Annotated in this window: 11 protein-coding genes; all 11 read right to left on the bottom strand. The window is 41.8% G+C overall.

Going from position 1 to position 14,767, the window contains the following annotated elements; genetic code table 11:
- Position 1 precedes the first annotated feature (1 nt).
- Positions 2-2,146, bottom strand: a complete 2,145-nt coding sequence (mutL, locus tag ACDD58_RS14735) for a DNA mismatch repair endonuclease MutL (RefSeq protein WP_370778167.1) — start codon at positions 2,144-2,146, stop codon at positions 2-4.
- Between the two features lie 53 nt (positions 2,147-2,199).
- Positions 2,200-2,898: an FAD-dependent thymidylate synthase gene (locus ACDD58_RS14730; protein WP_370778165.1), complete on the bottom strand. Its 699-nt coding sequence runs from the start codon at positions 2,896-2,898 to the stop codon at positions 2,200-2,202.
- An 18-nt stretch (positions 2,899-2,916) separates the two neighbouring features.
- Positions 2,917-5,544 (bottom strand): DNA mismatch repair protein MutS, encoded by a 2,628-nt coding sequence (mutS, locus tag ACDD58_RS14725; RefSeq protein WP_117921488.1) that lies wholly within the window; start codon positions 5,542-5,544, stop codon positions 2,917-2,919.
- Between the two features lie 79 nt (positions 5,545-5,623).
- Complete coding sequence (locus tag ACDD58_RS14720) at positions 5,624-7,243, bottom strand: NAD(P)/FAD-dependent oxidoreductase (protein ID WP_370778163.1); 1,620 nt, start codon at positions 7,241-7,243, stop codon at positions 5,624-5,626.
- The gene (locus ACDD58_RS14715; protein ID WP_370778161.1) at positions 7,243-8,514 is read right to left on the bottom strand and encodes an NAD(P)/FAD-dependent oxidoreductase; all 1,272 of its coding nucleotides are present in this window, start codon (positions 8,512-8,514) and stop codon (positions 7,243-7,245) included. The genes ACDD58_RS14720 and ACDD58_RS14715 overlap by 1 nt, the downstream gene beginning before the upstream one ends.
- Positions 8,515-8,647: 133 nt before the next feature.
- Positions 8,648-9,034, bottom strand: coding sequence for a hypothetical protein (locus ACDD58_RS14710; protein ID WP_117921439.1), 387 nt, complete (start codon positions 9,032-9,034; stop codon positions 8,648-8,650).
- 74 nt (positions 9,035-9,108) lie between these two features.
- On the bottom strand, positions 9,109-10,770 hold the full coding sequence (locus ACDD58_RS14705) for a polysaccharide biosynthesis protein (RefSeq protein ID WP_118208852.1): 1,662 nt from the start codon (positions 10,768-10,770) through the stop codon (positions 9,109-9,111).
- Between the two features lie 15 nt (positions 10,771-10,785).
- The gene (gene ybeY / locus ACDD58_RS14700; RefSeq protein WP_199654169.1) at positions 10,786-11,283 is read right to left on the bottom strand and encodes an rRNA maturation RNase YbeY; all 498 of its coding nucleotides are present in this window, start codon (positions 11,281-11,283) and stop codon (positions 10,786-10,788) included.
- A 61-nt stretch (positions 11,284-11,344) separates the two neighbouring features.
- The gene (locus ACDD58_RS14695) at positions 11,345-12,538 is read right to left on the bottom strand and encodes a hypothetical protein (RefSeq protein ID WP_370778157.1); all 1,194 of its coding nucleotides are present in this window, start codon (positions 12,536-12,538) and stop codon (positions 11,345-11,347) included.
- Positions 12,535-13,533: a PhoH family protein gene (locus ACDD58_RS14690; protein ID WP_117921431.1), complete on the bottom strand. Its 999-nt coding sequence runs from the start codon at positions 13,531-13,533 to the stop codon at positions 12,535-12,537. Before ACDD58_RS14690 ends, ACDD58_RS14695 begins: the two co-directional genes overlap by 4 nt.
- The gene (locus tag ACDD58_RS14685) at positions 13,520-14,767 is read right to left on the bottom strand and encodes a sporulation protein YqfD (protein WP_370778155.1); all 1,248 of its coding nucleotides are present in this window, start codon (positions 14,765-14,767) and stop codon (positions 13,520-13,522) included. The genes ACDD58_RS14690 and ACDD58_RS14685 overlap by 14 nt, the downstream gene beginning before the upstream one ends.

Genomic DNA, 14,767 nt, shown 5'->3' with positions numbered 1-14,767 from the left:
ATCAGACAATCCTTTTAAATTTCTTTTCGATTTCATATTTTGTCATGGAAATGATCGTCGGGCGTCCATGTGGGCAGTTATATGGATTTTCCAGTTCTAACAGTTCATCAATGAGCCTCTCTGCCTCCGGTCTGCTGATGTGCTGGTTTCCCTTGATCGCAGCCTTACAGGACATAGAAGCAACTTTCTCCATAATAGCATTGGGAGAATCATTTCCGTTAATATTTGCAAAATCATCTAACATTTCAAGAAACATTGTTTTTGTGTCGATTCCTGTAAAATCAGCCGGAATGGCAGTTACTGCATATTCTTTTCCGCCAAACGGCTCGATCTCATACCCGAATGTATCAATCTGTGCCTTATATTTTTCAAGCATTTCAATTTCTTCAAGGCTTAATGTTAAAATGATCGGTGGACTTAACGTCTGTGATGAAAATGTTTTTTCATGAACTTTTTTCATTGTTTTCTCATAAAGTACTTTTTCATGTGCCGCATGCTGATCAATGATGAACAGCTTATCCTCATATTCCACCATCCAGTAGGTGTCGAAGAGCTGTCCGATGATCTTATGGCGCTTTTGGGCATCTTTAGTCAGAAAACCTTCGGAGACTGCTGCAAGTTCCTGCTGCTCGTAAGTGACTGTTGACTCTGGGGAAGGTGCCGGTGTCTTTTCTGGCAGGCTTTTGGCTGGTTTATCTGTTGGCATTAGCTGCGGTACTGGTTTGGAAACGGTGTATGTATTAGTTTCCGATACCCGGTCTGCGGACTGCCCTGCATCAGTCTCATGCGCAAGGTTATGTTCTGTACTTGCAGAAGGTCGTTTTAGCTGCATATCGGACGAATTATCAGAACCGGCCGGTTCTTTCTTTGGAAGCAGTGAATTAAAAATCGAAAGATTTTCCGGCGGTGCTGATTCCTTCTGAGGTATTGCATTTTGCGCTGAAACTGCTGCCTGCGATCGGACTGGCTCATTCTGCGGCACAGTTCCTTTGCGTGGCATTCCCGCCTGCCCCTGCGCATACACGTCCTGCGGCTGGAACCTATGCCCGCTCCGTACTGTCTCAACACCTCGCCGCTCAAATGGCTCCGGCAGTGGTGCTTTGATGTTTTCCCGTTTTTGTATCTTTTCTTCCTGCACCGGCACTTCCGGGATAAAATCCTTATGTGTCAGGGCACCGCGGATGATTTCAAACAGTGTTTTATAAATCGCTTCATTGTTTGAAAAACGAAGTTCCATCTTCGTCGGATGTACGTTGACATCCAACAGATCCGTATCCATCGTAAAGTACAGAACACAAAACGGATACTGGTGCTGCATCAGAAATCCCTTATATGCTTCTTCAATCGACTTTGAGAGCAGTGCACTCTTTATATAACGTCCATTGATAAAATAATTTTCAAAATTACGGTTTCCACGGGAAATTATGGGTTTCCCGATAAATCCTTTGAGATGAAAATATTCGTTTTTATGATCGATTTCCAAAAGACCGGAGGTGATATCCCTGCCATAGATATGATAGATCATATCTTTTTCCCTGGAATTGCCGGAAGTATGCATTTTTGTCTGCCCGTTATTGATAAATTTAAAGGAAACATCCGGATGTGACAGAGCAAGCCGTTCCATCAGATCGTTGATGTAATTGCCCTCTGTCTGTGCGGTCTTTAAAAATTTACGTCTTGCCGGGGTATTATAAAAAAGGTTACGTACGATAAAGGTGGTTCCCTCCGGTGCACCGATCTCTTCATTTTCCTTTTCTTTTGATCCCTCAATGACATAGCGGGTACCTGTCAGTTCGCCATAGGTCTTTGTGATCAGTTCGACCTGCGATACTGCGGCGATACTGGAAAGTGCCTCACCGCGGAATCCTAAAGAAGTGATGCTCATTAGATCTTCCACGCTTTTGATCTTACTGGTCGAATGGCGCAAAAACGCAACCGGTACCTGCGCACGCTCAATACCACAGCCATTGTCAGTGATGCGGATAAATGAGATACCGCCCTCTTTGACCTCAACAGTAATGGCAGTCGCTTTTGCATCAATGGCATTTTCTACCAGTTCCTTTACCACAGAGGAAGGGCGTTCTACTACTTCCCCTGCAGCAATCTTATCAATTGTCTCCTGACTGAGCAGTGTAATTTCCGGCATACAGATTCACCTCGTTGTATCAATCGTTTCTGCTGTGTTTTTTGCAGATGTACTTATGGTCTCGGCATTTTCGGAACACCGGATACCGGTTTGCCGCACGGTCTTGTCTCGGAACAGTATCCGAAATAATCGCATTTTGGCATAAATAAATTCTCGGTGATCCAGCGCCATTCCTCGGAATACTCAGAAAGTGCTTTTATGATATCACCGAACAGCTGACGGAATTCCCAGTATGCGCGGTTACACATTCTCTGATGACTCATCTCCGCTAAGCTGCGCAGATTTCTCTTATCTACGATAGATGCTGTCATACCAAGCGGCAGTCCGTTTGCAACATCTTCCTTTGGAATACCGTAATCTTCCTGAAGAGAACGGCATTCTTCATTGATATGAGCCATCAATGCCTGATATTTTTCCAATGCTTCTTCGTTGTTTTTGATTGACGGCGGGATGATGTAGTCAAATCCGCGTCCGGCATAATTGATGTAGCGTGTGCTTGACTGTAAACGTGTTGGTGAACCGCCGATATGTGTATACCATTCACGCTCTACTCTTGCTGAATAACCGGAAATGATCATTTCTACATTTATATATTCCATGACCCTTCCATGTCCGGAAATGATACAGTCCATACCTCTCTTATAATTCTTTGCCGGATCTTCTATATTTCCTCCCCAACAGACGCCGGCACGCTGTCCCATCAGTGTGATCGGGTTTTTCGTGGTTTCCGGTAAAATTGTAATTGTGCCCATAAATTTTATTCTCCATTTCTACCATCGGTTTTTTATTTTATTCTGTAATTCATAAAGTTTGTTTAACGCCTCGATCGGTGTTAGGTTTCCAACATCGATCGTCTTTAATTCTTCTAAGATATCGTCGTCTTTTACGGTATCAAATAAAGACATCTGTGTCAAATCAACTTCGTCAAGACGCTCTTTTTTCTTTTTATTTCCTGATGCTGCGGGTGTGATGTTTTTCGTGACGGATGTGATATCGTTTGCGCTTAACTCTTCCACGATCTCCTTCGCACGTTCAATGACAGAATCCGGAACACCGGCAAGTTTTGCAACCTGGATACCATAACTCTTGTCTGCACCGCCCTGCACGATCTTACGTAAGAATACAATGTCATCGCCTTTTTCTTTTACGGCAATGCAGTAGTTGTGCACATTGTTCAGTTTCCCTTCCAGCTCGGTCAGCTCGTGATAATGTGTTGCAAACAGTGTTTTTGCGCCGAGCAGGCGTGGATTGCTGATATGTTCGACCACGGCCCATGCAATACTTAAACCGTCAAAAGTACTTGTTCCTCGTCCAATCTCATCGAGTACCAGAAGAGAGTTTGATGTCGCATTACGCAGAATATTGGCGACTTCATTCATCTCCACCATAAAAGTGCTCTGGCCGCTCGCTAAGTCGTCTGACGCGCCGACACGTGTAAAGATACGGTCAACAATGCCGATCTTAGCAGATGAAGCAGGAACAAAACTTCCGATCTGTGCCATCAGAACGATCAGTGCAGCCTGCCGCATATAGGTGGATTTACCAGCCATGTTCGGTCCGGTTATGATGGCTATCCGGTTATTTCCGTTATCTAAATATGTATCGTTATCGATAAACATATCATTGGTGATCATTTTTTCGACAACCGGATGTCTGCCGCCTTTGATATCGATCACACCACTGCCTGTCATCTTTGGTCTGCAGTAATTATTCTGATCGGCAACAACTGCAAGTGAAACAAAAACATCCAGGTTTGCGATCGCTTTTGCTGTGCGCTGGATACGGACAACTTCTTCTGCAATTTTGTTGCGGACCTCACAGAACAGATCATATTCTAAGCTGACAAGTTTGTCCTCCGCACCTAAGATCATATCTTCTAATTCTTTTAATTCCGGTGTAATGTAGCGCTCTGCATTGGCAAGTGTCTGCTTCCTTGTAAAGTAATCCGGTACCAGATCTTTGTAAGAATTGGTTACTTCCAGATAATAACCGAACACTTTGTTGTATTTGATCTTTAAATTTTTGATTCCTGTTTTTTCACGTTCTTTTGCTTCTAATTCTGCAAGCCAGGTCTTGCCTTCTGTTTTTGCATTGCGGTATTTATCGACATCTTCGTTATAGCCTTCTTTGATCAGACCACCCTCACGCACAGATATAGGAGGCTCTTCCATGATCGAATTATCAATGAGTGAACACAGTTCCTCCATGGAATCAATATCATTCTGGATATTTTTTAACAATGCACCGTCAAACTCATCAAGCAGAGATTTGATCGGAGGAAGCATGCTGATTGAATTTTTAAATGCGATCAGGTCACGCGGGTTGGCTGTCCGGTAAGTCACACGGGTGATCAGACGTTCGAGATCGTAGATAGGATTTAAGTATTCGCGTAATTCCTCTCTTGTGATCACATGATCATTTAATTCACCGATAGCTTCCTGACGCAGTTCGATCTCTGCCTTATCGATCAGTGGCTGCTCTACATAAGCGCGGAGTGTTCTCGCACCCATTGCAGTTTTGGTCTTGTCTAATACCCATAACAGTGAACCACGTTTTTGTTTCTCCCTCAGCGTCTCTACCAGTTCTAAGTTGCGTCTGGTCGAACTGTCAATGATCATATATTTTCCGGTTGAATACGGATGAATGGAAGAAAGATTACCAAGGTCATTTTTCTGTGTTTCATACAGATAACGGAGCAATGCGCCCGCTGCGATCGTACCGCATGCATAATCAGATAAGCCTAATCCTTCAAGACTCTGTACTTTAAAATGTTCTTTTAAGGTATTCTCTGCTGTCTCATCACTGAAATACCAGGATTCCAGTGAATAAACTGCGATACCGAGACGGTGTTTCATATCAGAAAGATCGACTCCGCTCATGTAAAAACTTTCGTTACAGATGATTTCTGACGGTGCAAATTTATTGATCTCATCAATGAGCTTGCGTTCGGAATCTACCTCTGTGACGAAATAGTCTCCAGTTGAAATATCAGCCAGAGAAATACCGTATTTATCCGCAAGATAAACGATACACATGATGTAATTATTCTTAGATTCATCGAGAGCCTGCATGTCTGTGTTTGTTCCAGGTGTAACGATGCGGATCACTTCCCGTTTTACTAATCCTTTTGCGAGTTTCGGATCTTCCACCTGCTCACAGATCGCAACTTTATGACCGTTTGCAACCAGTTTATTCAAGTACCCTTCCACTGCATGATAAGGTACTCCACACATCGGCGCACGCTCCTCGGTACCGCAGCTTTTACCGGTCAATGTCAGTTCAAGTTCTTTCGATACAACGATCGCATCATCAAAAAACATCTCATAAAAATCACCGAGTCTGTAAAATAAAATGCAATCTTTATATTCTTCTTTGGTTTTTAAATATTGCTGCATCATAGGTGTATATTCTGCCACGTTCTTAACCTCTGTTCTTCCTTTTATTAAATCATTGTGAATTATTTATTTTATGTTTGAGTCATTGTTTACCGATCGCCTCGGCAACTTTTAATCCGTCCATCGCTGCAGACATGATACCACCCGCATATCCCGCACCTTCCCCACATGGGTAAATGCCACGGATATTTGACTGAAAAGTTTCATCGCGTACGATACGTACCGGTGAGGATGTACGGCTTTCCACCCCGGAAAGAATCGCATCGTCACGGTCAAATTTCGGGATGGCATGGGAAAAATGGTGCATTCCTTCTATGAAAGACTCCTCTAATTCTTCCGGCAGGAGGCCTCTTAAATTATCAAGTACTGCTTCTCCTTTTGTCGTGCTCTCAAATGCGCCATAAGAAACAGAGGCACGGTTTTTACAATAATCTCCAAATAACTGCTGTGGAATTTTTCCATTTCCGATCTGCCATGCACGTGCCTCTAAACGCTCCTGAAAACGTACACCAGATAAGGCATCTAACATATCAGCCGCATCCTGTGGCAGTTCACCATGGCGTACTGCATCTGCTTTGAAATCTTCCGGTGTGACAGAGACAATGATCGCACTGTTTGCATTGCTGCCGGCACGGTCAGAATAGCTCATACCGTTGACAGCAATGCGGCGTTCTTCTGAGGAAGCGTTTACAACATAGCCTCCAGGACACATGCAAAAGGAATACACACCACGTCCAGATGAAAGATTTGCCGTCACTTTATAAGGTGCCGCCGGAAGTCTGCCGGCATATAAACTTCCATACTGTGTCAGATTAACTTCGCTCTGCGGATGCTCAACACGGAATCCGACTGCAAAAGATTTTGCCTGCATATCAAGCCCTTTTTCATGTAACAATGAAAACGTATCTCTTGCACTGTGCCCGATCGCAAGAACCATACAACCGGTATTGATCTGTCTGGAGTGATTTAATTCAACGGATTTTAAATTGCCGTCTTTATCGGTGGAAAAACCGGTTACACAGGTTTCAAATAAAAACTCCACACCATTTTCTGACATAAAAGTACGCATCCGTTTTATTACATCCGCAAGAATATCGGTGCCAATATGCGGCTTATTTTCATATAAAATATGTTCCGGTGCGCCAAATTTTACAAATGTTTCAAGGACAAAACGGTTACGCCCGATGGGATCTTTAACTAATGTATTTAATTTTCCATCAGAAAATGTTCCTGCACCGCCTTCACCAAACTGGACATTAGAAGCTGTGTTTAAAATACCGGTTTCCCAGAACTTTTGCACATCAGCAGTCCTTTCATCGATTTTTTTCCCGCGCTCTGCAACAACCGGTCTGAAACCTTCTAACATTAATGCATAGGCACAAAATAGTCCTGCAGGACCAGCCCCCGCGATCACAGGTGTGAGGGAGGGATTTTTTACTTCTGGAAGAACATATTTTTTAACTTTAGTTAACATAATATTATTATCGTTAACCTTTTTGACGATTTTCTGTTCATTTGGTATTTCAACATCTACAGAGTACACATAAAACAGATCCGGTTTCTTTCGTGCATCGATGGATTTTTTGACAATCTGGTATTTAAATGGCGTATCTGCTGTAAATTTCAGTGCTTTTCTGATCTTTTGCTCTAACTGTGCCGTGTCGTGTGTTACCGGCAGCTTGATCTGGTTAATACGAATCATTACTTCCTCATTTCTTTTTTGTGTACTTTTTTCCCACGTCGTGCATATTCCGCTGCATGGATTCCTGCCACATATCCGCTTGACCATGCCCATTGCAGATTATATCCGCCGCAGGTACCGTCAATATCAACGACTTCTCCTGCGAAAAACAAGCCGGAAACTAATTTTGACATCATACTTTCTGCATCAATTTCATGAGTATCTACTCCACCTGCACATACCTGTGCCTGCGCGATATCTTTGCTTCCGGTAATGTCGACATGAAGTCCTTTTAACAGCTTAGTAAGGCGCGTGAACTGTTTTTCGGATACTTTTTCTGCCGGAATGTGAAGATCAATCCCCGCTTCTTTCAAAAGCACTTCTGCGAGTTTTTTATTGCAAAGCCCGATCATCGCCTGGGCGGCATCTTTTCCATGTGCTCGTTTTAAAAATCGCAGTTTTAAAAGACTGGTAATTTCATCAAAAGACCTGTCAGGCATAAAATCAATTATCGCATAGACCTGTTTCTTTTGCTTTAATGCTTTGGTTGCAAACCGGCTGATCTGGAAAACCGGAATCCCGGATATCCCATAATCTGTCAACTGTAATTCACCGCGTTCTGTGGTTGTTTCTGCACCGTTTATGTATAATTTTATCAAAGTTTCTGCACGGATTCCTGCAAGCATTTTAAAGAATGACTGTTTGCCCTGCAGCGGAACTAAAGCCGGTACAATATCTATGATATGGTGGCCAAAATGTTCTATATATGGAAGCGCACTGCCATCACTTCCGCTTTTTGGTGAAGCGAAAAGGCCAGTTGAAAAAATGATCGATTTTGCACGAAAATCGCCTCTGCCTGTCTGAATCAGGAAGAAGTTTCCCTGTTTTCTGATGGCTTTGATCTCGCAGGAGACAAATTCCTTTACACCTGTATATGCTGCTTCCATGCGCAGTACGTCTAAAACGGAAGCTGCCTGTTCACTTGCCGGATAATAATAACCGTTTTTTATTTTAGGTTCAATGCCGATCCGGCGAAAAAAATCCACTGTTTTTTTCTGATCAAACTGCTTCATTACCGGCACAGTAAAAGCAGGGTCTTCGCCTCTGTAACACGACAATCCCTGCACTTCGTTTGTATAATTACATTTTCCATTTCCTGTGGCGAGTATTTTTTTTCCTACCCGATCCATATGTTCTAAAATGATCGTATCTGCGCCCGTCGATGCGGACATAATGGAAGCCATCAGCCCGGATGCCCCGCCGCCAATGACTGCAACTTCTGTTTCTGTCATATATTTCAAACCTTTTTTAGATATTTTTCCAAACAAACCATAGCATATTTTAGCATACAAAAAACAAACATTCAATCCGTGAAAATCATTGTTATTGCTGGTAATTCATCAATACTATGATACAAGGGAAATATCAGCTTGAATAACTTTCCAGAAAATCATATAATTCCCGGTCATCCGAAAAAAAGATACCGTTTTCTATTTTTTCTACCATATCTGCATCCAGATCACGTATGCGGATATTTGTTTCAAAAAACTCTGTAACACCATCACTCTGGTATACAACTAACACCCCGTTTTTCTGTTTAATTACATATGTGTATGGTTCACAGATAGCAATAATTTCTGTTGACCGGACAATTTGTTCCGTGTCATTTTCATCTGATATACTCTCGGTTGAAGCAGTCAGATTTTCTTTTCCTATTCCTGTATTTTGCTGTATAGATAATAAATATACTACCAGGATCAGCAGAAGAAAGATCATGCCGGTAAAAAGGCAAATACCCGTCGTTTTTTTCATTTCATCACCCCATATTACGGTTTTTACGATAAGTATTTGCCATATTTTACTTTTTATTCATTTGTAAGAACTATTTATCTTAATAGATGAAGTTTTTTGGCTATGTCTGCCAACATGCGTCCTTTCGGGAAACGCAGGATCTCCTGTTCATTTAATCCTTTTAATAACAGCAGTAATACAGCATATACTGCTGCTCCGGCTACAATTGACAGAACCGTTGCAATCGCATTGATACGCAGTACATATAAGATACCGTGATAGATGAGCCATACAACGACACCCATTCCAGTCGCCGCAATTGCAGGAACAAAAAACGTTTTCCGGACTTCCTGGCGGTATCCGCTGTATCGCCGGATCGATCTTGCATTTAAGATACACATGATAAGGCCGAATGCAGCATTTGCAATAACAACCGCAAAAATATTTAAATCAAACAGGAACATAAGTGCTGCCAACAGTCCCAAATGCAGTACCAGTGCAATAATCGCATTTTTGATCGGTTCTTTCATACGCCCCATTCCCTGTAAAAGCCCATTCGAAAGCGTTGACAGGGAGAAAAATAAAATTGTAACGGCTCCGACCTGCAGCATATGTGCGGCGGTCTCGGATGAATCACGGAACAAAAGCTGTAAGATCGGAGATGCAAGCACACCCATGCCAACTGCACAAGGAAATGCGATCACCATGATAAAACGTGTCGCGACACTAATCTGCCGCTTTGCCTCACCTTTTTTTCCGGCTGCATAGGCAGCGGTAAGTGCAGGAACAGAGGATGCAGCCATTGCTGATGCAATGGAAATCGGGACATTGATCAAAACCGTATATTTTCCTGTATAAATACCATTCCAGGAGCCATACTGGCTTGCTGTATAACCCTGAAATGCTGCGATGTGTTTATACACCGCCTGGTCTATAACTGCATTACAGTTATAAATGGTACTGCTCAGTAAAACAGGAATGATCGTTACGATCAATAAATGAAATATAGATGCATAAGAGTCTACATTATTTCTGCGTTCTCTGTGCAGGCTGCGTTTAAATACACGGAGATATACAACCAGTACGAAGGTACAGAATAATAATGCGACTAATGCACCTATAGCGGTGCCAAGTGTTCCTCCGGCAGCCCCATATGCAGCAGAATAATTATCTGCATCACCAAGCAGTGCACCTGCTTTCGCACCATAATCAGCCAGCACATACGCAGCCCATACGCTGACGATCGCATTTGCGATCTGCTCTAAAATCTGGGAGGTTGCACTTGGCATCATTGTTCCAAGTCCCTGGAAGAAGCCTCGCATAACACCAAGCACGGCAACGATCAAAAGCACCGGAATCAGTACCCGTACTGCAAAAATACTCATCGGTGTTTTCATCAGTGTTCCTGTGATAAACTCTGCTCCAAATAACAGGATCAGTGCCGCGATTGTACCCGTACATGCACCAAAAACCAGCGCACATTTTAGAATGCGGTATACATTGTGTCTTCTGCCCTGTGAATAGTTTGCGGATACCAGCTTTGAAACTGCAAGTGGCAGACTGTAAGATGAAATGATCAATAAAATATTATAAATCTGAAAAGCAGTTCCATAGTAATCATTTCCTGTATCACCAATAATATTTGTCAGCGGGATACGGTAGATCAGACCAATAATACGACTGACAATAGATGCGATGGCAAGAATAGAACCCTGCACAAGGAAACTTGTACTGCTTTTTTTACTTTGTTTGCCCATGTGACTTAATCCTCGTTATCTTAAAATGTTCATTTCGTTTAAGATCTCAGTTTGTTTTCCTTCCATAACGGCAGCGTCTTCCGGCGTCATATGGTCATATCCAAATAAGTGAAGCATACTGTGCAGGATCAGAAACGCATATTCACGTTTTTCACTGTGTCCATAACTTTTCGCCTGTTCTTTTACTTTGTCAACGGAAATAATAATATCCCCAAGCATGATCTCCCCTGTGTCAGGGTTGAAATTATCATCATAATCATCTTCTAACTTTGAAAAATCTCCTGCACTCTCATAAGAAAGCATTGGAAATGACAGAACATCTGTCGGCGCATCTATATCACGGTATTCTTTATTGATGGCGTGGATTCCATCATTATCTGTGAGTGTCAGATTGATCTCCGCTTCAAAGGGAAATCCCTCATGCTCGATCGCATAATCTGTCACTTCTTTTGCAAGTGTCTCCTCATCAAATGAAAAATCTGTTTCCGTTTCTTTTTCTATAAAAAGACTCATAAATTTCCTCATTTCTGTGCCTTACCGGCAATTTTTATATCTTTTGTTTTTCATGTAATTTTTAAAAGAAGAAATTCTCCTCATTTACAAGATATTCCCTGATCTTCAAAAACATATTCATGCCAAGTCCTGACTGGTCGTAAATTCCGCTGGCGGAATACTCGTTTAATGTCTGGTAAATGACCATATCCTGGTTCCATTCGCTTGCCATTGTATAACTGTCAAACACCTCTATCTTTTTTACCAGACCGTTTACCATATGTACGATTGCTGACTCTATGGATGAAGGCGGTGCTGTCTCTCCATCGTACTCACTGATGATACGGATGACATCTTCCGGAAAACAGTGTTCCTGCACAATACGGATCCCGCTCTGTGTCAGAGGTTCTCCCTCCATAATACCGATCCGGTAATAAAATCCTGCTGCTGCGCATGTCTTTTCATCGGCACCGACAACTTTTGCACATTTTGCGGCAAGTTCTGAAACTCTGCGTGCATGCTGATATTCCTGTTTCGAGAAACTGGAAAGCTCACGGACAAGCGGATACGTATCATCTATGATATCTGTCAGAATATCATTTACCTCCTGCTCTCTTAAACGGGAAAAATGACGAAAGCCAAACTGCATCCATAAAACACTGATGGCACCTTCAAAAAGTCCCCATAATAAAAGTTTAAAATGGACTTCCTGATAAGTCAGATAATAAAAAGTTATTGGAAGCATAATGGAAAGACAGAATAACAGTACTTCATACCATATAAGTGTCTTCTCACGTTTCACTGCCTCTTCAGCCGTTCCAGCAAGTATTGCTCCAAAAATCGTCATCAGACAGTACAGTACTAATTCCTGTGAATGCAGCCCTAACACGAGACATAGCATTGCATCCCAGAAAATTCCGGTAATAAGTGCAAGACGTTCGGAACCAAAGGCAACGATAAGAAGCGGCACAAGCATCAGAGGTTTGACAAATTCAGGAAAATATGCAGCCAAAAAGACTACTATTGCTGCTGATGTGTAACCATATAATATTTTTCTAAAATCTGTTTCACGGTTATGACAGATCAGTCCTTCTGCACGGTCGTGCTCTATGAGAAAAAGAAATAACACAAACCATATCACAGCAATACAGACAATCCCCAAAAACTGATCCAGCAAAATCTGTCGTTTTGCACATAACAAAAGTGTCACCATGATGGTAACGATAAACATACAGACATGGTTCCATACTCTTTTGATTACAAGGCGGTCATTCATCGCTGGCGAGTCTCCTGTCTTCTTTTTGATGTACTCTTATTGCGGTTTTCATAATCTTCGTAAGCCTTGACAATTTTTTGTACGACCGGATGACGAACTACATCTTTACTGGTCAGCTCACAAATTCCAATCTCATCCACTTTTTTTAATACTTTTAATGCGACATCAAGACCGGATGCTGTGCCCGGTGCAAGATCTTTCTGGGTAGCATCACCCGTGATCACTGCTTTAGAACCAAAACCAATTCGGGTAAGGAACATTTTCATCTGCGCCGGTGTCGTATTCTGTGCTTCATCTAATATGATAAATGCATTGTCAAGTGTACGTCCTCGCATGTATGCAAGCGGTGCGACCTCGATCAACCCCTTTTCCATATTTTTCTGGAAGCTTTCTGCCCCCATGATCTGATATAATGCATCATAAAGTGGTCTTAAATAGGGGTCAACTTTGCTTTGCAGATCTCCCGGCAGAAATCCTAATTTTTCTCCGGCTTCGATTGCCGGACGTGTCAGGATGATCCTTCCTACTTCTTCGTTTTTAAATGCAGTAATTGCCATTGCCATCGCAAGATATGTTTTACCGGTCCCGGCAGGACCCATTCCAAACACGATCATTTTCTGGCGGATCGCATCTACATATGCTTTCTGACCAAGTGTCTTTGGTTTTACCGGTTTGCCGTTGATCGTATGACAGATACAATCTTTATCAATTTCAACGATCGCGGATTCTTTTTCCTCCTCCGAAAGCGCAAGAGCATAATTGACATTCTGTTCCGTGATAATATTTCCTCTTTTGGATAACTCGATCAGTTGTAAAAACACCTGTTCTGCTTTTTTTAAATTATGTTCTTCTCCAAGCAGCTTCATATTTTCACCGCGTAACACTACAGTGACATTTAACGTACGCTCAATCTTTTTGATGTACGCATCAAATTGACCAAATACATTTGCGACATGATCAGTTGGTATATTTAATGATAGTTCAGTCAGACTCATCTGTCGGTTGCCTCTCTTCACTCGATTGTTCGATGATTTTTGTCGGCTGATAGGAAACAATGGATTTTAAAGTTTCTATCGTCCCTTTCACCACATATTTTTTCTTTGTTCTTTCTATAATAACATTTTTTCCTGTAATTTGAATACCTTTTTCTTCCAAATCGTCAATATATTTCTTAAGATTCCGGGAAGCTATTTGTTTTGCCTCTTTTTCTGTATATATATTTTTTTCATTTTTATAGCCGGAATAAGTCTGTCTGACCAGATAAACCGGCAGATAAAAGTTGTCTGTGAAATGAAACTGTGACACATCCGATATGACATCATACGGTTCTTCCACCGGTGAAAAGAAGGGATTTTTGAACAGGTGCTCTAAAATCCTGATCTGATACGTTATTTTTTCGTCACCGGTCGGTATTTTTTTTATATATTCAGCAGGTATCTCGTCATGATAGGAATATGTAACTTTTGCCGTAATATCCGCATCTGCAGTACGGTAAAGATATTTTTTTGTATCGCCATCATCATTCAGGATCTCAATACTTCCATTGACCAGTATATCCCCTTTTTTGACTGCCATGCCCGTGGTCACAACAGGAGTACCGCTTCTTGTGATCATATCTGAGATAACGCCATCATCTGATGCAATAATATCACGTGCAGTGTTATCTTTATCATTCTTATAATTTTCTTCGGGAAGCAGATTTTCCTGAATGTCTACCGTCATTTTTGTTCCATAGATCTTAATGGAAGTCCAGATAACTTCCGGATATCGGCTTCTTAACGTTTCTTCTAAAGCTGCACAGTCAATGTTTTTTTTCTTTGCACCAAAAGAAGCATGTTCCCCTGAAAGGAAACAGAGTACGACTTCTTCGGACAGATAAGAATTGCCATTGACCTCAATATTCCAGATAAAACCGGAAAGGTAATAAAGCAGTCCTGCAAAAAGGATCATCCCCATGGCAAACATTTTTCGTTTACGGTAATGATACAATTCAAACGGCATGCCGTATTTTTTTATGATCCGTATATGTGTTCTTGTTTTTTTTAAGATCGGACGTAATTGCTTAAAGCCTGCTACACTGATACAGAATTCATATCCATCTGCAATAGATTTTAAATTCCAGATCAGAATGTCACGGCTTCCACATAAATTAAGGAAACGTTCCGGCGCATAACCGCTTAGACGGACATACACGTACCCCTTAAAATATTTAATTACCGAGAGCAGCAT

Origin of the sequence: Roseburia sp., assembly GCF_041325975.1 — a bacterium.
Classification (GTDB): domain Bacteria; phylum Bacillota; class Clostridia; order Lachnospirales; family Lachnospiraceae; genus Roseburia; species Roseburia rectibacter.
The sequence above is the reverse complement of the archived record's forward strand: the minus strand, read 5'-3'. Positions and strand labels throughout refer to the sequence as shown.